At 44.5% G+C, this 21,086-nt stretch carries 23 protein-coding genes; 16 read left to right on the top strand and 7 right to left on the bottom strand.

Annotated elements, in window-relative coordinates:
* The first annotated feature begins 18 nt into the window (after positions 1-18).
* The gene (locus ABIO93_RS08740; protein ID WP_348066595.1) at positions 19-1,020 is read left to right on the top strand and encodes an alpha/beta hydrolase; all 1,002 of its coding nucleotides are present in this window, start codon (positions 19-21) and stop codon (positions 1,018-1,020) included.
* 48 nt (positions 1,021-1,068) lie between these two features.
* Here the strand turns inward: ABIO93_RS08740 and ABIO93_RS08735 are convergent, their stop codons facing one another.
* Entirely contained in the window at positions 1,069-1,989 is a 921-nt protein-coding gene (locus tag ABIO93_RS08735; RefSeq protein ID WP_348066653.1) for a sugar phosphate isomerase/epimerase family protein, read from the bottom strand.
* A 192-nt stretch (positions 1,990-2,181) separates the two neighbouring features.
* Here ABIO93_RS08735 and ABIO93_RS08730 point away from each other — a divergent pair, with 192 nt between their 5' ends.
* From ABIO93_RS08730 to ABIO93_RS08670, 13 genes are all read left to right on the top strand, one after another.
* Complete coding sequence (locus ABIO93_RS08730; RefSeq protein ID WP_348066593.1) at positions 2,182-2,877, top strand: hypothetical protein; 696 nt, start codon at positions 2,182-2,184, stop codon at positions 2,875-2,877.
* An 18-nt stretch (positions 2,878-2,895) separates the two neighbouring features.
* The gene (locus tag ABIO93_RS08725; RefSeq protein WP_348066591.1) at positions 2,896-3,909 is read left to right on the top strand and encodes a hypothetical protein; all 1,014 of its coding nucleotides are present in this window, start codon (positions 2,896-2,898) and stop codon (positions 3,907-3,909) included.
* Positions 3,910-3,971: 62 nt separating this feature from the next.
* Positions 3,972-4,994 carry a hypothetical protein gene (locus ABIO93_RS08720; protein ID WP_348066589.1) on the top strand — a complete coding sequence of 341 codons (1,023 nt, stop codon included), beginning with the start codon at positions 3,972-3,974 and terminating at the stop codon, positions 4,992-4,994.
* 103 nt (positions 4,995-5,097) lie between these two features.
* Positions 5,098-5,598: a hypothetical protein gene (locus ABIO93_RS08715; RefSeq protein ID WP_348066587.1), complete on the top strand. Its 501-nt coding sequence runs from the start codon at positions 5,098-5,100 to the stop codon at positions 5,596-5,598.
* The gene (locus ABIO93_RS08710) at positions 5,580-6,242 is read left to right on the top strand and encodes a hypothetical protein (protein WP_348066585.1); all 663 of its coding nucleotides are present in this window, start codon (positions 5,580-5,582) and stop codon (positions 6,240-6,242) included. The genes ABIO93_RS08715 and ABIO93_RS08710 overlap by 19 nt, the downstream gene beginning before the upstream one ends.
* Before the next feature lie 53 nt (positions 6,243-6,295).
* Positions 6,296-6,556, top strand: a complete 261-nt coding sequence (locus ABIO93_RS08705; protein ID WP_348066583.1) for a hypothetical protein — start codon at positions 6,296-6,298, stop codon at positions 6,554-6,556.
* A complete protein-coding gene (locus ABIO93_RS08700) occupies positions 6,553-7,002 on the top strand; it encodes a PIN domain-containing protein (RefSeq protein ID WP_348066581.1) in 450 nt (149 codons plus the stop codon). The genes ABIO93_RS08705 and ABIO93_RS08700 overlap by 4 nt, the downstream gene beginning before the upstream one ends.
* A gap of 5 nt (positions 7,003-7,007) precedes the next feature.
* Positions 7,008-8,492 (top strand): N-6 DNA methylase, encoded by a 1,485-nt coding sequence (locus ABIO93_RS08695; RefSeq protein WP_348066579.1) that lies wholly within the window; start codon positions 7,008-7,010, stop codon positions 8,490-8,492.
* A gap of 128 nt (positions 8,493-8,620) precedes the next feature.
* The gene (locus tag ABIO93_RS08690; RefSeq protein ID WP_348066577.1) at positions 8,621-9,208 is read left to right on the top strand and encodes a TetR/AcrR family transcriptional regulator; all 588 of its coding nucleotides are present in this window, start codon (positions 8,621-8,623) and stop codon (positions 9,206-9,208) included.
* Positions 9,209-9,251: 43 nt separating this feature from the next.
* The gene (locus ABIO93_RS08685; protein WP_348066575.1) at positions 9,252-9,491 is read left to right on the top strand and encodes a hypothetical protein; all 240 of its coding nucleotides are present in this window, start codon (positions 9,252-9,254) and stop codon (positions 9,489-9,491) included.
* 15 nt (positions 9,492-9,506) lie between these two features.
* Positions 9,507-10,769, top strand: a complete 1,263-nt coding sequence (locus ABIO93_RS08680; protein ID WP_348066573.1) for an MFS transporter — start codon at positions 9,507-9,509, stop codon at positions 10,767-10,769.
* A 310-nt stretch (positions 10,770-11,079) separates the two neighbouring features.
* Positions 11,080-11,844, top strand: a complete 765-nt coding sequence (locus ABIO93_RS08675) for a ParA family protein (RefSeq protein WP_348066571.1) — start codon at positions 11,080-11,082, stop codon at positions 11,842-11,844.
* Positions 11,845-11,848: 4 nt separating this feature from the next.
* Positions 11,849-12,148 (top strand): hypothetical protein, encoded by a 300-nt coding sequence (locus tag ABIO93_RS08670; protein WP_348066569.1) that lies wholly within the window; start codon positions 11,849-11,851, stop codon positions 12,146-12,148.
* A gap of 53 nt (positions 12,149-12,201) precedes the next feature.
* Here ABIO93_RS08670 and ABIO93_RS08665 read toward each other — a convergent pair whose 3' ends face one another.
* From ABIO93_RS08665 to ABIO93_RS08640, 6 genes are all read right to left on the bottom strand, one after another.
* Positions 12,202-14,010: a M64 family metallopeptidase gene (locus ABIO93_RS08665; protein ID WP_348066567.1), complete on the bottom strand. Its 1,809-nt coding sequence runs from the start codon at positions 14,008-14,010 to the stop codon at positions 12,202-12,204.
* On the bottom strand, positions 14,007-14,456 hold the full coding sequence (locus ABIO93_RS08660) for a hypothetical protein (protein WP_348066566.1): 450 nt from the start codon (positions 14,454-14,456) through the stop codon (positions 14,007-14,009). Before ABIO93_RS08660 ends, ABIO93_RS08665 begins: the two co-directional genes overlap by 4 nt.
* A 105-nt stretch (positions 14,457-14,561) precedes the next feature.
* Positions 14,562-15,956, bottom strand: a complete 1,395-nt coding sequence (locus ABIO93_RS08655) for an aminotransferase class I/II-fold pyridoxal phosphate-dependent enzyme (RefSeq protein WP_348066564.1) — start codon at positions 15,954-15,956, stop codon at positions 14,562-14,564.
* A complete protein-coding gene (locus ABIO93_RS08650; protein WP_348066562.1) occupies positions 15,957-16,313 on the bottom strand; it encodes a nuclear transport factor 2 family protein in 357 nt (118 codons plus the stop codon).
* Between the two features lie 15 nt (positions 16,314-16,328).
* Positions 16,329-16,790 (bottom strand): DUF1572 family protein, encoded by a 462-nt coding sequence (locus ABIO93_RS08645; protein ID WP_348066560.1) that lies wholly within the window; start codon positions 16,788-16,790, stop codon positions 16,329-16,331.
* Positions 16,783-17,715, bottom strand: a complete 933-nt coding sequence (locus tag ABIO93_RS08640) for an EamA family transporter (protein WP_348066558.1) — start codon at positions 17,713-17,715, stop codon at positions 16,783-16,785. Before ABIO93_RS08640 ends, ABIO93_RS08645 begins: the two co-directional genes overlap by 8 nt.
* Before the next feature lie 102 nt (positions 17,716-17,817).
* Between ABIO93_RS08640 and ABIO93_RS08635 the strand changes: the two genes are divergently transcribed.
* Complete coding sequence (locus ABIO93_RS08635; protein ID WP_348066556.1) at positions 17,818-19,269, top strand: PLP-dependent aminotransferase family protein; 1,452 nt, start codon at positions 17,818-17,820, stop codon at positions 19,267-19,269.
* A gap of 126 nt (positions 19,270-19,395) precedes the next feature.
* On the top strand, positions 19,396-21,086 hold a 1,691-nt coding region (locus tag ABIO93_RS08630; RefSeq protein WP_348066554.1), incomplete at its 3' end, for a heavy metal translocating P-type ATPase.

The following is a 21,086-nucleotide window of genomic DNA, read 5'->3' as shown; positions in this document are numbered from 1 at the left end:
CATTTTAGCCCCATTCCAATGAAAAACCTACTAGCATCATTCCTGGTATTGATTGTTTTTGTACCTCAATTAAAAGCCCAAAAAGACACATTACGAAATCTGGACATTGATCTTAGTAACTACCAATATCCGTTTCCCGTCTCTTACATTGCATTTGAATCACAAGGAGAAAAGCTGAAAATGGCTTATATGGACGTCAAACCGGACAAGCCGAATGGTAAAAGTATCATGCTGCTGCACGGCAAGAATTTCAATGGGGCTTATTGGGAACAAACTGCGACGGCGCTCACAAATAGAGGTTACCGGGTCATTATTCCTGATCAGATCGGGTTCGGAAAATCTACCAAACCAGTTCATTTTCAGTACTCTTTTCATGAATTAGCTGCCAATACAAAAAGGATACTGGATCATTTGAATGTGACCAAAATTACTGTTTTGGGGCATTCCATGGGCGGTATGGTCGCCACAAGGTTTACAATCATGTATCCGGAATTAGTCGAAATGTTCATTCTGGAAAATCCGATCGGACTGGAAGATTATAAATTGAAAGTACCTTTCCAGTCCATTGACAAATGGTATCAGACTGAGCTGAAAAGCGATTTCACTTCAATCAAAAACTATCAGCTGAACAGTTATTATGATGGAAAATGGAAAGAGCAGTACACGCCGTGGGTAAATCTGCTTGCAGGCTGGACATTGAATAAAGATTATCCCCGCATTGCCTGGAACTCCGCGCTGACTTACGATATGATCTACACCCAGCCAGTTTGCTACGAATTTGAAAACATTACCGCCCCGACTTTGCTCATTATAGGGCAGCGTGACCGTAGTGCTGTTGGTAAAAATCTAGCGCCAGAAACTGTCAGAAAATCACTTGGAAATTACCCGGAGCTAGGCAAACAAACCAAGGCAAAAATCAGGAACAGTGAATTAGTCGAGCTGGATAACATCGGTCATTTGCCTCACATTGAAGATTTTGACAGATTTATTCAACCATTAATGAAGTTTTTGGAGCGTTAGTAACCCTGCATAAAGCAGGGATTACCAGCGCATTCAAAATCGGGTTAGTTAACCCAAAAACTGTTTCAAATAATTACGGCTGGTCAGGATAGCGCTTTGTACATCCGCCACATTTCCTTCGTAAGCTTTGTCCTCCACTTCAATCACAACCGGCCCGCGATAACGGACGTCTGTAAGCGCGGCGAAGAAACCACGCCAGTTTACATCACCCAAGCCAGGTAGCTTAGGAGAATGGTATTCAAGCGGATTGGCGAGAATTCCTACCCTATCCAGTTTATCTTTATACACTTTGGCATCTTTTAAATGCACGTGGTGCAAGCGGTCTTTATAATCGTAAATAGGTTTCAGCTCATCCATCATTTGCCATATCATATGGGACGGATCGTAGTTCAGCCCAAAGATCGGACTGGGAATGATTTCAAACATCCTGTCCCAAACGGCGGGGCTGATCGCCAGGTTCTTACCACCCGGCCATTCATCATCGGTAAAGAACATCGGGCAATTCTCGATCCCGATTTTTACATTACATTCTTCCGCAACCTTCACAATCGCGGGCCATACATCCGCAAAACGGGCCAAGTTGTCTTTAATACTTTTAGACGGATCCCGTCCGATGAATGTAGTCACTACCGGAATGTCCAGTTTAGCAGCTCCTTTAATTACTTGTTTAATATGTTCAATATAGTATTCCGAGCGGCCCAGGTCCGGATCGAGGGGATTGGGATAGTAACCCAATGCTGAAATGAAAATATTTGCCTCTTTGAGCAAATGGCGGATATAACTTATTCTTTGGTCAGAAAGATCATTGACATCAATGTGCGTGACGCCCGCATATCTGCGACTGTCCGCATTGTCTGCAGGCCAGCACATCATTTCTACGCACGAAAAACCATGATTACCCGCAAATTGAATGACATGTTCGAGGCCAAAATCAGCGAGTATGGCACTATTAAAACCTAGTTTAAGCATAAGGATCCAGTTTTTCAGGTAAACTTCCACAAAAAACGGCCAGCTTTCAAGAATTGCCCAAAATTCCATCCAAATTTTCCGAGGCTTCATCAATTCAGGATACCATTGGTAAATATCATACGGTATGAAATCCTTTTAAATTCATTAATATTGACCTAATAAAATCAATGAATCTAAACACTTTAGACGCTTATGGCAGATTCTGAACCGGGTATTGGAAAGAAAATACTCAGCTTTTTTATCAACGAAAGTGACGAACCCGTCAGGCAGGAAACAGTTACAAATTCAACCCCGGGGCCATCGAAACCTGCCGCCGCCCCTACCGTTACCGCCCCTACCACTGTTCCCAATGTCGCAGGTACGGCTAATGTAGACCGGAAATTTGTCGAACATTTTGTAGGCCTCCTCGAAAAAGCAAACCTGCCAGGCCCTGATTATTTTGAATACAAGCAAGCGCTGCAAAGTATGGAAGGGCTTGGACTTGGAGAAGAAAAACAGTTTCAAGCCGCCTGGGCCAGTTTCAAAGTGATGGGCGGGATCAAAGACACTACGATCCTCCGCACCTCCGCCGATCAGTACCTGGCTATCCTCGACAAAGACAGGGCTTCATTCCTTAAAGACGTGGAAAAGGCCATCAAAGATCGTGTCGGGGCATTACAGGACGAGCACAAAAAGCTGGAAGACTCGAATGCGGCATTTACCCAGCAGATTGCCGATCTTCAAAAGAAAATCGATGAAAACAAGAACCGCCTGGGTCAGATATCCGGCGAAGTCACCGAACAAAGTGCGAAGATCACAGCCAATAAAGACAGCTTTGAAATTACATACGCCAGTTTTGTAGAGCAGATCCAATCTGACCTGAGTAAAATTAACCAATACCTTAAATAACCTAACATTCAACCAACAATGGCAACACCAGATTTCACTCAGATAGGCGGCTCACAGGAAGATGGCTCCAAGCGATCGTACTGGAGTAAGCCTGAGGGCGTTACATCTTTGCTTTTCATGGGCGCGGCAGGAGCTGCTGCGCTATACTTTTGGAACAAAATAGCCGCGTTCCTCATTGAAGTTACCAAGAATACCCTGTACCTGGGCTTTTTAATGGCCATTTTGGCGCTGGTTATCTTTCTCTTTACCAGCAAAGACGTTCGCACGGCTGTTTTCTTTTTGTTCAAAACCTTCATGCGCAACATTACAGGCCTGATCATCAAACTCGATCCTATCGCGATCATGAAGATCTACATTGACGACCTGAAAGAGAAAAGGGAGAAAATGCAGGGACAGATCAATACGTTGGCGGGTCAGCTGGTGAAGCTGAATAAGAATATCAACGAAAATAACGAGCAGATCAAGCAGAAATTCGCAGAAGCCAACAAGGCGAGCACTATGCTCGATCGCCCTGGTATGAAAGAGACGGCGTCTCTGGCAACTATCGAAGGAGCCGGCTTGCAGGAGATGAACGAAAAGCTTTTTCCCTTGCAGCGCAATATGAAAACGGTGCTCGAATTCATGGAAAAAGTGAATAAAAGCGCTGATTACATTATTAAAGAGACCGAAATTAAGGTTAAACTCAAAGAAGCTGAGTATAGAATTGTTAAGGAAAGCTCCAATGCCCTGCGTACTGCGATCAGTATCTTCAAAGGTAATCCGGATAAGAAATTCTATTTCGATGAATCAATGGAGTACATTCAGGACGACATGAGCCAGAAGTTGGGCGAAATGAAACGCGCCATGGACCTTTCGCTGGATTTCATCAATGGAGTCGATGTTCAAAACGGGTTGCTGTCCGATAAAGGCCAGGCGATGCTGGAAGCGTATAACTCAGGTCAGTTCAAATTGATCCAGCTTGAATCACCACAGGCTTCCAGCCGTCCTACAGAAGTTCCGAAAGATTCAAGCTATAAAGGCTTACTTGATTGATTTAGTAAATTAAATCAAATACATATTAATAAATTAAACTAATAATTTACAAATCTATACAAATGAAAAGACTGACAGTAGCAGGCAGATTGATCATTACTGCCATCATTCTAGGAGCCATTTTCCTTGGATATAAATACCTCGGAGGCAAAAAAGCACTGGATCAAATAGCCCAGGATCAGGCACAGAGTCCGCAAACGGAAGCAACAACTGATACCACGTCGGATGCAACTTCCACAGAAAGCAGTTCCGAAAATTCAGAAGCAACCAGTACAGAAGCAGCGTCTTTCACCTACACTCCCCCGGCACCAGTAGACGGGAAATTGCGTGGCGTAGTGGAATTAGGAGCCAGTGGCTTTAACTCGTTCATCATTAAAGTAGATAAAGAAAAACGCTGGAACCTGGAAAAATCAGAATTCGGGAATAGTCTCGTTACCGAAAATATGGCTACCGACGAAGATGTGCGCATCGGGTTGAAAAAATACATAGGCAGCATGCTGGACTATGGCGTAGGGAGCAAGGACATTCACTTCGTAGTGAGCTCAGGAGCAGCGAAAGCCGATGTAACCCAGAAGATTACCCGAGTATTGAAATCGTTGGGCTATGTAGTCAATCAGGTGACTCCGGAGCAAGAAGGACAATTGGCGCTGAAATCAGTACTTCCCGCTGAATACGCAGGTAAGGCATTTGTAGTGGACATTGGCTCAGGTAACACCAAGATCTCCTGGGTGAAAGACGGCAAGGTCTCTGCATTGGAATCTTATGGTGCCAAGTACTTCCAGGACGGCACGGACGACTCCAAAGTGTATCAGGAAGTAAGCGCCAAAGCGAAACAGATTCCGGCAGATCTCAGAAACACTTGCTTTATCATAGGTGGTGTGCCTTTCGAAATGGCCAAAGAAGTTCGTAAAGGCAAGGAACGTTACACTACTTTAAGCGCTCCACTAGCCTATTCCAAACTGACTAATGCCAAGTCGAAAGCTGGTGTTAACATTTATAAAGCTGTGACCGACGCTACTGGTTGCCAGCAATTTGTCTTCGACTGGGACGCTAATTTTACAATCGGGTTCTTGCTCGGTTTGTAAATTACAATATTAAATTATTTGCAGGAACATTGATTTTACAAATGTAAATCAATGTTCCTGTTTTTTTATTATCATTGCAGTAACTTCATTCTGTTTTAATAAGATGACACTATCCCAACTCTTTCAATCCATATCCGAAACCCCATGGCCTATTACAATTTACTTTCTTGCACTACCCCTTATTGCATGGATAGTCGGCAATGCAGCACATGGCAGTACGGACGTTAAATTTTGGAGTTACATTTATGCTATATTGGTTTACGCCGTGTGTATTCCCGGGGTTTTTGCTGCTACCCTCAATATTTACCTTTTTCTATTCGAACGTCAGAGTGTTTGGCAGGCTAACATCATTTTACAATTTTTGCCCGTCATTTCGATGGCCATTACCCTGATGTTGATCAAAAGCAAGATCCCTTTCTCTCTGATACCTGGTTTTGGCAAAATTTCCGGATTTCTTACCTTGATCGCAGCATTGATCGGAGTGATGTGGTTCTTCGACAGAATCCACTTAGTAGCATTCACTTACGTTCCATTTAGTGTGATTTTAATTGGCTTTGTCCTCACTTTGATAGCGATTAGATTTGCATGGAGCAAACTGTTCTGACCAACGCCTCGTATATTCAAATCTCTGTGAGCGATGAACAGAAGATTTTTGCCCGTCAGCTCGTTGAGCATTCGCTTCGGCATCATCATGTCTCCAATATTTGGGACCGACACGAAAACAAACTTTCTCAGACGCGCATGATGCGGTTCACCGGGAGCCTGGGTGAAGTGGTGTTCGCCGACTGCTACCATCTTCCCCGCCCCACCCGATCTTTCGGGGCAGTTGATGGCCAGGATTGGGGACAGGACTTTCTTATTAGGTCGGATGATCAGGCTTTTTCCGTCGACATCAAATCCATGAAACGCAAGACCGGAATGCTCGCTTCCGATTACGTGCTAAACATTCCTTCCTCTCAACTTCACAAACCCAATTCAAAAACCTCCCATTATTTCTGCATATCGTTCCATCAATCTGAAACCGAAGGAACCATTGCATCGCTACTTGGCTTCATAGATAAGCATTCTTTGGAAAAAGGCGAGACCGGCCAGCTATACAAATCGGGGACTAAGAGACTAAGATCAGATAGCACTTCCTTTGTATTTAATGAAAATACCTACGAAGTTTTATTCCGGGATATCGATCCCCCGGTGTTGACTGACCACGTAAAAAAGCTAAAAGGCTTTCGGATTTGTGCGTTGCGGTAAATGGATTTTATATGTACATTTATCATTCTAAACTTCACTAACACACCTAAAAAATGAGACATACTAGGGAGCCAAAATCGAAATTTACGGCTACTTTACCGAAGGATCTTTCCTTGCATAGTGAGAACAATGTTGGCGTAGATACTACTCTGCCAAGTCTATCGAATCTAATCAAGACGAATGAATCAGATCAAATGGAGTTCATGAAGTCGCTCCCTTTTCTGCTGATGGGCTGCGCCCGGAATGGTGTTTTAGAGCATATGACCGACAACGAAATCAAGGATTTGCGAATTAATGAGCGTTACGGCTTATGAAGCTTTTCTTCGACACTAATATTCTCATTGATCATGCATTAATGCGCCTTACTGGTCAACCAATAGAGATTTCCTACATTATGTACTGGGCTAATATGCACGGCATTGAGATTTTCATATCACCTTGCTGCATTTACACTATCACTTTTGTGCTTCATAAAAATGGCATTAGAGGCAATGGCCTACGGCATATTTTAGAACAGTACTTGCAGATCCTTAACCTCTGCAATACCAACAAAGATCTTTTTTTGAAAGGACTGAAGTCCAGTTTTAAAGATTTAGAAGACTCTTTCCAATATATGCACGGCATTGGTTCACAATGTGATTACCTACTAACTTCCAATTTATCTGATTTCAAACCTTATGCTGATAGCGAGATTAAGGTTCTTTCCCCTGCTCAGTTTATTAATGATGTTTTGAACAAAAAACCAGGCATGGACTTATAAATTGAATGGCTTCGCAGACACGCACGTACGAGAAGAGAAAACTACTAGGACAAGTTTATACTCCCTTTCACATTGTTGATAAAATCCTAAAAGATTCTGGATTTTACGATTCCGACTTCACTGATAAAATCATTCTTGATCCCGCTTGTGGCGATGGCAGATTCCTCGTACCGATTGTCGAATATATCATCAAAAATACCCCAGCTAACCAGATTGCAAGCCGATTAGAGCAAATTCATGGTTGGGATATCGACAAAGAAGCCATTACATTATGTCGGCAGAATCTGGACGATTTGCTAATGCCGCTCGGAATTTCGATCCATTGGAATTTGAAAAGATGCGATGCATTAAAGCAAAAAAATACTAAAAAACGCTATCACTTTATTGTAGGAAATCCTCCCTACATACGCATACAACACCTGCCTGAGGAACAAAGAAAATTCATCCAAAAAGAATTCTCGTTTTGCAAAAGCGGCTCCACGGACGCCTATCTTGCATTCTTTCAGTTAGCGTCAATGCTACTGGCGGAAGACGGAAGTTGCGGGTTTATTACACCCAATTCATGGTTAACATCGGAAAGTGGCAAGCCACTTCGTGCTTATTTTGAACAGTCTCATTACCTGTCCCACATTACTAACTACGGGGCTATTCCTGTTTTTGGAAATACGGCTACTTACTCTGCGATCACGATTTTTGGAAAAAACATGGCTGACGAATTTTCTTTTCAGCAATGCTTAAACACTGATTTTGAATACAACGGCCGACAAATATCCATTTCAGAATTGGAAACGAACCGGCCCTGGCACCTGTCATTTCTGCCACAGCAAGACAAAATAGGCCAGCGGTTAGGCGACATCTGTCAGATTTCCGTTGGGTTAACTACCCTTGCGGATGGCCTTTATCTCTTCACCATTGTCGATGAAAAAGACGGTATTGTCCAGGCAGTCAATAAAAATGGAACGGCCGTATACCTTGAAAAAACACGCTTAAAACCCATCATCAAGGGCTCCAAGCTCAAAACTTCCAGCGACCCTGTCACGGAATATATATTGTTCCCTTATACGCAGGATTTAACTGGTAAACAGCGCATTATCGATGAGAATACATTGCAGGAGCAATTCCCTAAAACTTATTCCTATTTTCTTAAAGTAAAACCGGCGCTCGATCGTCGTGATAATGGGAAGCCCAATGCGGTGGCCTGGTATGCATTCGGGCGTGCCCAGGGATTGGATAGCTCTTTTGGCAAAAAGATCATCTTCTCACCCATGAACCTGGCACCCAATTTTGTACTGTACGAAAACCCTGTTGTGACGGTATATTCGGGCTATTTTATTAAGTATGATGGTGATTATCAAGCATTACTGACGCAACTCAATTCCCAACGAATGGCCGATTTCATCGCCATTGCAGGCAGGGATTTTCAGGGAGGATACAAAGGTTACAATAAAAAAGCCATTGAAAATTTTATCATAACGGACATCTCGGACTAATATGGATATCCTGAATTCTTGTCCTCATTTTTTATAAAAAGTCCGTGAAGCGCCAGAAAAGGGAAAATTTCTGACCATAAATAAACGAACGTTCATTTATATTTGTATTAGGATAAAAACACAAATATTTGAGAACCAGGGATGTTAATAAGGAGGCGCTGATCCGGGAAAAAGCGATCGAAATGATTGTAAATCATGGGTTCGATGGGCTCAGCATGCACAAGCTTGCCAAGTCTGCGGGCGTTTCGGTGGCGACGATTTACATCTATTTTAAAGACCGGGAGGACCTTATACAGAGACTTTATACCGAAGAAAGTCAGAAGATGGCAAGCGCAACCTTGCATAACTTTGACCCTGAATCACATTTTGATGAAGGATTGAAAGTCCAGTGGCTCAACCGGATGAATTATTGCTTTCAAAATCCATACAGTATGACCTTTATGGAACAGTTGAAGCATTCGCCATTGGTCGACAGATCGACCATTGACCGGCGATTTTTGGATGCTATGTCAAGATTTGTACATAAAGCCATTGAACGAAACGAAATTATCCCTTTACCTGTTGAAATTTATTGGTCGATAGCCTTCGCTCCTCTGTATCAATTGGTAAAGTTTCATATTTCCAAGACGAGTATGCCCGGACGCCCTCCGTTCCTATTCGACGAAGAAAAAATCAATCTAACACTGGGACTCGTTCTCAAAGCATTGAAGCCTTAGCAGGTAAAGTTGCTGTAACATGTTCCTGATCAATCCACTAGCTATGAAAGATAACTATACTACAGAGGATTTTGTACTGGTTTTTCGAACCAATATCAATCGAAAAAAAGACGTCAGATCACTGACTCCCCTGCTCAATGCATGCGTAGGGATCACACGATGGAACGTCGATTTGTCCGATATTGACAATGTGCTACGCATTGAGGCAACACATTCCGATTGCGGACCGGTGATCGAACTCGTACAAAAAGCGGGTTATGCATGCGAAGAATTAACAGACTAAACCAAAACTAGCCACATGTCAGAAACAAAAACAAGCACATTTACAGGTTATGAAAAGTTCATCATTGCCCTATTAGCCACGCTTCAATTCACGGTTGTACTGGATTTCATGGTCCTTTCGCCGCTGGGATACATCCTCCTGGACAAACTATCGATCAGCACCAGCCAGTTTGGACTGGTCGTTTCAGCATACGCTTTCAGTGCGGGGGCCTCCGGGCTGATCACGGCCGGATTTGCAGATAAATTTGACCGAAAAAAGCTGTTACTATTCTTTTATACCGGTTTCGTGATCGGTACTTTCCTATGCGGTATTGCTCCCAGTTACAATTTTCTGCTGATGGCCCGAATCTTCACCGGAATTTTTGGCGGGGTAATCAGCTCCATTAGTTTCGCGATCATTACCGATTTATTTGCCATTAATGTCCGCGGCCGCGTCATGGGTTTTGTACAAATGGCCTTCGCCAGCAGCCAGGTTCTGGGTATTCCGATCGGGTTATATCTTGCAAAAGCATTCAGCTGGCACGCGCCATTCCTGATGATCGTCGGGCTGAGTATCGTCGTGGGCCTGCTCATTGTCACCTACATGAAACCGATCAACGCGCATTTGAAAATTCAGGCAAAGGGCAATGCATTCCAGCACCTGGGCAAAACCCTCACCCGGCCAGATTATCTTCAAGCTTTTGCTGCGACTACTTTACTGGCTACCGGTGGTTTTATGTTAATGCCTTTTGGTACGGCGTTTGGGGTCAATAATCTTGGGATTAAAGAAACCGAACTACCGACATTGTATATGATCACCGGGATCTGTATGCTGGTGTTCAGTCCATTTATTGGGAAGCTCAGCGATAAGATCGGCAAGTACAAAGTGTTCCTGGCGGGATCCGCGATCACCTGTGTGATGACACTCATTTATTGCAACCTCAGCGTCACTCCGCTCTGGATCATCATTGGTTTGAATGTTCTATTATTCATCGGTATCACAGGCCGGATGATCTCCGCCTCTGCATTGATGACAGCCGTTCCCGAGCCTCAGGACCGGGGCGCTTTCATGGGTATCAACTCATCGATCCAGCAAATTGCAGGGGGCATTGCCGCGCTAATTGCAGGATTTATAGTTTCCGAAAGCAGTACAGGTTTCATTGAAAACTACCCGACACTTGGCAATGTTGTCGTAGTGGCGGTCATCATTACTGCATTGCTCATGTACCGCATTCACAAATATGTGACTGCTAAGTTGGCAATGACGGCGTCGGCAGCTGCGCCGGATCCGGTTGTTTAATAACTTTCTGAACAATTGATTGTCAGCGGAGCGGAGTCGAAGGACTTCGTGCTGGAAGCCCTTCGACTCCGCTCAGGATGACAATGCGTTTAGGCAATGCAAAAAATAATCTGACAATCAGCACTTTAAAAATAATCCAAAAAATATCCTTTCTATACTTATTGTTCTTTTAAAAAGATTAATACATTTACAAAGAAAAAAACTTTTGAGACTTTTTATTTATCCGGATTAGGTATAAAAATATTTTACGTTTATTTACATATTAAACTTGAAATAAACTATTATCTTTTTATACTTATAATACTTTTAAATGAAAATCATCAGTATTGTCAACAACAAAGGTGGTGTAGGAAAGACTACTTCTGCCCAGAGCATTGCTGCCGGTCTCAGCAAATTTGCCAATGCAAGAGTATTGGTTATCGATCTGGATGCACAAGCCAGTCTTACCAAAAGTTTCGGCATTAACCATGCGGGACTTAAGAAGGACAGCGGGTCGTTCATCACCGGGGAATACGAGTTTGATGAGATCGTTAAAAGAGTTGGAGATGTTGATGTTTTGCCCGGATCAGCAGAAATGATTCACAGGGAGGATACCATTAAGTCGGCACCGATTTTTCCTTTCAACTTAAAGATCGCACTGGAAAAAGTAAAGGATCGTTACGATTTTGTGATCATTGATTGCCCGCCGGCACTATACGGAAATACGAGATTGGCACTGGTTTCGTGTCACCAATATTATGTACCATTGCAGGCTGAGTTTTTGAGCTATGAAGGTTTACGCAACTTTCTGGTTTACTCAGCCGAAATCAAGAAGATCAGCCCGAGTACAAACCTGGGCGGGGTATTCGCCACACGCTATAATCCTAAGATCAGAAAAAAGATCAGCCACGAACTGATCAGTGCCACCAGAGAACAACTTGGTGATGTATTTATGGAATCGTACATTCGCGACAACATAGCACTTTCAGAAGCGCAGGCAAACGGAACAACCATATTTGAGTATGCCCCTCACAGCAACGGCGCGGAGGATTATTACAAATTAACCAAAGAGATTTTAGAACGAATTAATAACTGACACTATGGCAAAGGAAAGGAAATTTGATTTTGCACCTCTCCCCTTGGTTTCCGACGTACAGGAAGAGCTTGACACCGACAAACCGAGCGAGATTGCGGAAGGAGCTCCTACCAAAGTAACTTTTGATTGTGATTACATTTTAATGGAGAACATGAAAGACTATGGCTACTGGGAAGGTCTCACACAAAAGGACATTATTTTGGAATCCTTGAAACTGTATTTTCAGGACAAAGAAATTCGTCCCCGCCCCGACAAAATCCGTAACCGGACCAAAGTTGGCAGAAAACCTAAGTCAGTCGAATAACATAAAAAAAGTCTCCTCGCGGAGACTTTTTTTATGACCTAATTTTTCCTGTGCTACTCAATGATCAGCTTGCCGGACATTTCTTTTTCTCCATTGCTAAATCGATATAAATACAAGCCGCTGCCTGCATTCAATTTCAGTTCAGTCTGCCGGGTGAAAGTTTTACTACCCACTTTCTTACCAGCCTGATTAAAAATCACGATCTGTGACTCACCCGGAAGTTTGGTGACTACTTTCACATAGTCCTTGGCCGGATTGGGCGATACCTGTACCCACTGCTCCTCCACGGTGCCAACCGCCAGGAGCGGCTCTACTTTCACTTCCGTCGTCGCTTTGGCTGTGCATCCGTAAATATTCGTCACATTCACCTCATAAACTCCAGCGCTACCTTTAAAAGCCTGGGGAATAGAAGCAGATTGCGTTTTGGCTGTGAAACCACGCGGGCCGGTCCAGGCGTATTCGGTGCCGCCAGTGGCAGTCAATGCAATGGTTGACCCTTCAAAGTAAGGGCCGGTGTTTGAAGCTGTGGCTGCGGGAAGCGGAAGTACTGTAATCGTTTTGCTTATTTTTGATGCCGGCTGACCGTCTACTTTGCAGGATGCTTCATAGGTGGTAGTAGCGTTAGGTTTCGCTGTAATGATTTTTCCCGCTTCTCCTGTTGACCAGCTAATTGTGCCGGGGCATCCTGAGGCAGTCAATACGCTTTCCTCTCCTATGCAAATACTGTCAGCGGATGCGCGGATCTTGAAAACTTGTGGTGAGTCGGATTGCAGGTTCCATTCAAACTTCCAGGATCGCACATCACGGATATTGTCCTTCCGGCTCATACTGGTGGAATCAAACACTGTCGCTATCAACACACCGAACCCATTAATGTCATCCGGAGAAAGCGTGATTTCGCTGGGGCCGCCGGTTACAACTTTGCCGTCCAGCATCCAATCTACTTTTATTGTATTAGGGACCGGATCGACCAAATTCAGTTTAAAAGTCTTTGACCCATCCAGCATAACCACTCCCTCAGCGTCCGGTTCCAGTTTCTCCACCGGCATCACCAGCGATAATATTTTTTCCGTAGTAGCTTCTTTGCAAACTGCACAAAATGGCTGATTCAGAAATTCCATCAGGCAGGCTCCCTGCGTAGGCTTGTGCCAGCTGGCCGCGTCCCCGTCACCCGCATGCTTATAAATGCCGATACCATTCGAATTGAGCCAGTTTTTCCATTTAATCGTGGCCGGATCACTGTTCAACGTCATATTAGGAGCCTCCCAGCCGTAACCTGATCCTGCCCAGTACTCGTCATTCAGTTGTGAAAAAGTGTGACCGATTTCATGAACGCCGATCAGATTGGCTTGCTGATGCAAAGTGTGAACTGCTACTGCGCCACCCGAACCACCGTAAAAAGTAGTATTGATCAACACAACGGTCAGGTCAAATTCTGGTAGATTGGAAGCAAGTACATTAAGGGCGACCGCGTAATTAATGGTAACCAGCCTGTGGATGGAAGAACCGAATGTGCCACTATAAAACGTGTTTTTTTTCCCTACCGGCTGATCAGGGTATGCGTCGGGAGCGGTTCCCGGATTGGTAACGCCGCTTTCCTTGGATGGTGTTGGAATTGAAAAGAAATTGAAATAGTCCTTGTAGCGACTGTAAGGCTCGTAGGACAAGAAAAAGTCCGCGAACTTTTTGGCCTCAGCTGTAAATTTTGGCAGTTCCTCCTTCGTGAAGCCGTCGCCCAGGATCACCACATTGATACGGTTACCAAGCGGACCGGTTTTATATAATGTATCCACCGGGTAGGTTTGGCAAAAACCGGCACAGCTTAGCAAAAGAAGAAATAGTGTGGTAAATGTTGTTTTCATTGCTTCAAATATAGCGTGTAGATTTTGGTCGAGCCGCTTTCCGGTGTAATGCTAAACAATTCAACGCGATCCATATTCCGGTGCTCTTGCAAACGAAAAGATAAAGTACCTTCCCCCGCGACTACGTTTTCTTTTGTTATGATTCCATCCTGACCAGGCACTTCCACAGATCTGTGCAAAGGATGTTCAAGTGCGATTTCGGTTTCCAAAAATCCAGTGTTATATCTCGGAATCACATGAATCTGATATGGGTAAAGTACTTTCTGCCCTAAGTTCTTCATTTTGCCATTCCCTGAAACAGCTTTGATGAATTTGACTTTCTCCGGCTTCCCTTTTCCACCATCTGTAATCTTGAATTCAAAAAATAGAATATGATCCTTCGTGCTTATATCGTAATTACTTATATCCTCCTTATTTAGCACAGACTCACCTGATTTGCAATTCATTAATTGTAAACCCATAGTTATGCAAATCAGGTTAAAAATTAGTCTATACATTCAATGCAGCTGTTCTCGTGGCTTTTTGTAAAAATACATTTTTGCCAATCAAAATCACAGCGAACGATAGGTTTCCTCCATTTCCCGCATGGCAATTTGAATGTCCTCTTTTGAAGTTCTGAAATTGACAAATGCGGCGCGAATGCACACATTCCCTTCCAAAGTGGTGGGCGTCATGAATACCTTACCTCGTTTGTTGACCAGGTTCAAAAAGGCCGTGGTTTTGCCCGGATCATTTTTTAGTTTGAAACAAACCACATTGAGTCGCATAGGAGCGGCTAATTCCAGGAATGTACTTCCTGAAATCTGGTTAGCTAATTCATTCGCCATCGCAATACTATTTTCAACGATCCATTGAAAACCATTTCTTCCATACGCGGTCAGGCTGAACCAGGCTGGCAATGCGCGGAAGCGTCGCGAGTTTTCGGGAAGGAAATTGAGGTATGAAAAATTGTCGGAAGGATCACCCAGATAAGGTGCATTCGTATTTTGAAACGTCTTGATCTGCAAGCGGTCATGCTCTTTCCGCACCAAAATCACGGCACTGTCATAAGGTACATTCAACCATTTATGGCAGTCGATCGTGATACTATCTGCCTGCTCCCATCCATTGAGCAAATGGCGGTGAGCCGGTGAAGCAGCAGCAAAACCCCCAAAAGCCGCGTCGATATGTAGCCAGAAATTGTATTTCTTTTTCAAAGCAACAATCGCCTGAATGTCATCAAAATCAACCGTGTTGACGGTACCCGCGCTGCAATTCAGGATCACCGATTTTGCTTTGAAGTGAATCAGCTTTTCTTCAAGATCTTGTATATCAATCGCTTCCCTCCCAGTCAATGTCTTGACTTTCAACAAATTGTTACTACCAAAACCCAGCATTGACAATGACTTGATCACCGACGAATGAGGCGTAGCTCCCAAAACTATCATGTCGTTGGTCATTCCGTCCCTGGAAATGTCTTTGCCCGCTTTCTCACCGGCCCACTGCCTGCCTACGGCCAAACCGGTAAAATTGGACATGGTAGCACCGGTAACAAACCCACCATTAAAATCCTGAGGCAGGTGTACAAGGTCGCACAGCAATTTGATCGTCTCCTTTTCAATGGCAGCTGAAACATCCCCGGTCCCGTCAGTCGTTTGCGTATTTTGGTCATAAACTGCTGTTAACCAATCGCCCGCGATGCCGGCAGGAGTAGCTCCACCTGTTACAAACCCCCAATAACGCGGCCCCGGGCTTGCTACCATCAACTTTTCGTAATGCTTTTGGAAAAATGCCAGACTACCTGCTGTACCTATGCCGTCCTCCGACAATATACTGGCCGCTATATTCTGCTCGGATGCATCATTAGGCCATTCATTTAAGTTTTTTAGAAACGCTACCCCCGTGTCTTTTACGTCGCCCAATATCTTTTCAAGATCAGCGAGATCATTCTTTATTACTGCTTCCATTTATTGATTGTAATGCGCTTTTACTAAACTAATTTTTCCTGTTTCGTCCAGTTGCATGAATTCAGCGGCTTTTCGGCCATTGACACTTGTGTAGTAAAGCACCAGCGAACCAGCTCCTGTTAAAATTTCATGTAGCTCAAAATACAGGTCTTCGTACACATCAAGCGCCTTTTTAAAATATGCTTCCAATGTTGGCTTATCAGAGATCAGCCCTTGTTCATTCATGCCCAGCCTGATGACGTACGGCGAGTGAAATTGAATATTCTCCGAATAATGGCTCATGATACGCGCCAGGTCATGGCTGTTCCAGGCTGCAATCCACTCCTGAGCGAAGGATTGCGCAATTTGTTCATTCATTTTCTTTGTGATTTATTAATTAAAAATCGTCGATACCCATCGGCTGTGGTAATTGATCTGACCCATGTGATACGATAGATGCGCCAGCAAATGTTGAAGAATGAGGCTCACATGCTGTTCCGGAAACATATCTAAAACCTCCCTGGGATAGTCAGAATGCATTTCTGCTTCATTCAATTTCTCCAATATTCCCGGAATAATTTCAAGCAGCTGTTCAATCTGTTCCAGTAATTGGTCTTTGGAAAAAACCCTGTCGGCGAACTCTGCGTCACGGTTTCTCACATACGCAACCCCACCCAATGTGAGGCCTACATAAGTCCTGAGATTGCCAATCAAATGCTGACATAAATTTCCACCGGTGTTAATCGTGCCGGGCAGTGGCACCCACAGCGATTCTTCCGACGGATACTTTTCAATCTCGACCCGCAGTTTTTTCAGGTCCCTGATATACAATGTGAGGAAGGCTTCTTTATTCATGGCTAATAGTAATGGTTAATTTCTCTAATCCTCTCTTTTGAATGCGGTACCCATAATTTACTAAAAACACGCCGCTTACTGTCACCAAAAATGCAATGAATGTAAGCCAGCTGATTTTTTCGTCCAATATCAAAAAACCGAGCAGCAATGCAACCAGCGGATTAATGTAAGCATATATGGAAGTCAGGCCCGCAGGGAGTTTCGACAAAGCGTATATATAAGATCCGAATGCCAGAATGGACCCAAAAAGAATCAGATATAGCAGGGCGAGCAGGGACTGGGTCGTCATAACCGGCAGATTATGCCAATCTTCCTCCACTAGACTAAGAACAAACAACCCTAACCCGCCCGCTATCATCTGAATTGCGGCATTGAAAAATGCATCTGTTTTGGCGACGTAAATTTTGGTATATAGTCCACCAAAACACCAGAAAATGCACGATGCCAGCGCCGCGAGCATTCCGGCTAGGGAATCGGGCTGGCGCACATATTCCAGGTTATCTTTAAAAATCAACAGAACACCAGCAAGGCCCAGCAGCATTCCCGATAATATCCAGGCGTTCACTTTTTCGTTTTTAAGGAAAACCATGTTGATCGCAATGGTAAAAATGGGAATGGTACAGTAGATCAACGCCGCCAAACCGCTGGGAATGAACTGTACCGACCAGCCTACCACGCCTGTTCCTAATGTGATCATCAGCAATCCGGGAATGATCTGCATTCGGATCTCGGCCCATTTCCAGGCAAATGACCGTTGTCGGACTGCGAGAAAGGACAGTAGCAGCAACCCCGCGATCACATTCCGGATGCCCATAAAGAAAAACGCAGGAAAGCCGGAAACACCGATACGCGCCGCCAGATAGGTTGTTCCCCAGAAAAAACAGACAAGTCCGAGGGCTATATAGGCTTTCAAAAGGTTGTTCATCGCTTTCAAGTTAATTTCTGCACAAAATTCTCGCTTTTAAATTTAATAAAACAGATTCAGTTTTGTTATTTTGAAGCATAACAGATTTAATAAATTCCAGTCATGATCAAGGAAACGATGTTGGCAGAAGAGGATTTTTTGTATTCCAGGATTGCAGAACGTCTCGAATTGCAGATCGAAAACAAGACATTGAAAGCGGGCGACAAGCTAATGTCGCTCAGGGCACTTAGCAAGGAACAGGGCATTAGCCTCAGTACCGCCTACAAAGCTTATGTAGAGCTCGAAAACAAAGGAATCGTAGAAGCAAGGCCCAAATCAGGCTACTTTGTGCGTTTTTCGAAAGCGCAATATCCAAAACGGCCCGAGGCGCTCATGACTGTACCCGTCATTCAGAAAACGAATGTGGACGATATGATCCGGACGGTTTACAAAACGTTGACGAAAGAAGGAATGATTCGTTTCTCTGTTTCAGCGCCTTCGGTAGAGCTGATCCCGGAAGCCAAATTGAACAAAGCCATGATGGAGGCTCTTCGAAAAAGCCCGTCCAGCTGCACGCAATATGAAGAAATTCAAGGTAATAGCGAGCTCCGCAAGCAAATAGCCCGACAGACTTTTAACTGGAATGGCAACATTACCGAAGACCAGATCGTGACAACCCAGGGCTGCATGGAAGCGCTGGTATTTTGTTTGAAAGCAGTAACAGAGCCCGGCGATACAGTTGCCATTGAAAGTCCGGTATATTTCGGAATTTTCAATGTATTAAAGATCCTGGGCTTGAAAGTCCTGGAAGTTCCCTGTCATCCCGAAGACGGGGCCGATCTTGAGTATCTTGAAAATGCATTGCAAACGGTGCCGGTAAAGGCTTGTTTGTTTGTTCCCAATTTTTCAAATCCCGTCGGCTCGCTGATGCCTGAACAGCGTAAAAAGCAGCTTGTGGAAATGCTGGCCGCACGGGAGATTCCATTGATCGAAGACGACATTTATGGCGAAATGTATTTTGGCAAAACCCGTCCGAAAACCTGCAAAAGTTTTGATAAAAATGGTCTGGTCATGCTCTGCTCGTCCGTATCCAAAACATTGGCGCCGGGTTATCGGGTTGGTTGGTGCATTCCGGGGAGATTTATGGATAAAGTACTGAGTAACAAGCTCACCCAAACCGTCTCCGCGGCCACTCCTACCCAGGCTGCCATCGCGCTTTTCTTCGAAACCGGCCGTTACGACCTGCACATGCGTAAGTTACGCAAGGCCTTACACACGCAATGTCTGCGGTACATGCAGGCGATTTCCGAATATTTTCCAGCCGATATCAAAGTAACGCGTCCGCAGGGTGGCTACGTTTTGTGGATCGAATTGAACGCTGGTATCAATGCTTTTGACGTTTTTGAAAGTGCTATCAAAGAAGATATCAGCATTGCACCGGGTCAAATTTTCAGCACTGACGCTCGGTTTACCAATTACATTCGCATCAGTTTCGGCAAGCCTTTCGACGGTGTGATCGACGCCGGATTGAAACGCTTGGGAGAACTAATCTCACTGCAACAACATTGCAAGTAGTTGATTTTCAGCACTTGAAACCCTGTTGCACGCTGTTTGGGAGTATCTTTGTAATACTATTTTCAACCTGCCTGATTTAGAGACCGGTACGGCTGAATGATCCCATTATCTTTTGATTCCGCTTACATGAAACTCGACGAAAACAAAAATATCGCACACAAGCATGACGATTGCTGCTCCTCGGAACCCCACGATCACACCAAAGCCGCCCACCAGCACGACAAGCAACAGGCTGATGATCACGACCATGACCACGGAGATCATGAGCATGGCAATGGAGATTCGGGTATTCTCAAAAGTCGGTGGATGCTCTGGCTGAGCCTTTCGATTCTGGCCATTTTTCTCGTCACCACATTTATATTCAAAATAAAGGTTGACCGTACTTTGGAGATCGGTCTGATGGTCATTGCCTATTTGCTCGCGGGAAACAAAACGATTGCCACCGCATTCCGCAAAGTGATGCGGGGCGATTTTTTCAATGAATTTACATTGATGACCATTGCCACTTTCGGCGCTTTTTTCATTGGCGAGTTCAGCGAAGGAGTTGCGGTAATGATATTTTACGAGATCGGCGAGCTTTTTCAAGACCTCGCGGTAAGCCGTTCGAAACGTTCAATCAAGGCATTGCTGGATGTCCGCCCGGAGGCTGTGACCGTGATCCGCAATGATCAGAATTTGCAGGTAGCGCCAGCTTCGGTGCTCATAGGCGAGCGGATTCTCGTAAAAGCAGGTGAAAAAGTCGCTCTCGATGGTGTACTGGCATCTGCGACCGGCACATTCAACACCGCTGCGCTTACCGGCGAGTCCCGCCCGGATGTTAAATTGCAGAACGAGCCGGTACTCGCCGGCATGATCAACACCGACAAAATCGTCGAGATTGAGGTTAAGGCATTGTTTAAGGATTCCAAACTATCCCGGATACTGGAAATGGTCCAGGAAGCAACCGCAAGAAAGGCCCCTACTCAATTGCTCATCAGCAGATTAGCCAAAATATATACGCCTATTGTGTTTTTGCTGGCAGTAATGATTATCCTGGTACCCTACTTTTTCGTAGCAGATTATGATTTCAATCAATGGCTTTATCGCGGGATGGTATTCCTGGTGATCGCATGCCCTTGCGCGCTTACGATTTCCATTCCATTGGGTTACTTTGGAGGTATAGGCCTGGCTTCCCGGAATGGTATATTGATCAAAGGTGCTAATTTTCTGGACGTAATCACAAAGGTCAATGTGGTCGTATCGGACAAAACCGGTACTTTGACGAAAGGTGTTTTCAAAGTGCAAAAAGTAGAGACAGCACTGGATCAACAGCATTTTCTGACCCAGCTGGCGTCGCTGGAAAGTTACTCTACGCATCCGGTTGCCAAAGCAGTGGTCGAATATGCCAAGGAGTTGGCATTGAAAAAACCCGTAGATGTGGAAGAAATTTCAGGACATGGGCTGAAAGGAAAAGTGGGAGAAGACGCGTTGCTGGCCGGAAACCTCAAACTTCTTGATAAATTCGAAGTTTCCTACCCCAAAGAAATCACTGACATTCCCGAAACCATTGTCGCCATGGCCATTAACCGAACTTACGCCGGGTATGTGATCATTGCGGACGAAATAAAAAGCGACGCTGCGCAAACGGTAGCGGAATTAAAAAAGCTGGGTATCGAAACCGTCATGCTATCCGGCGACAAAGAAGCCGTGGTTGCTCATGTCGCCCATCAATTGAACATCGATCAGCGTTTTGGAAATCTGTTACCAGAGGACAAAGTCAATATTGTTCAAAAACTCAAAGACGAGGGCAAGATGATTGCTTTTGCAGGCGATGGTGT

Origin of the sequence: Dyadobacter sp. (assembly GCF_039919315.1) — a bacterium.
GTDB lineage: Bacteria > Bacteroidota > Bacteroidia > Cytophagales > Spirosomataceae > Dyadobacter.
Note: the sequence above shows the minus strand (reverse complement) of the source record. Positions and strands in the feature narration are given on the sequence as shown.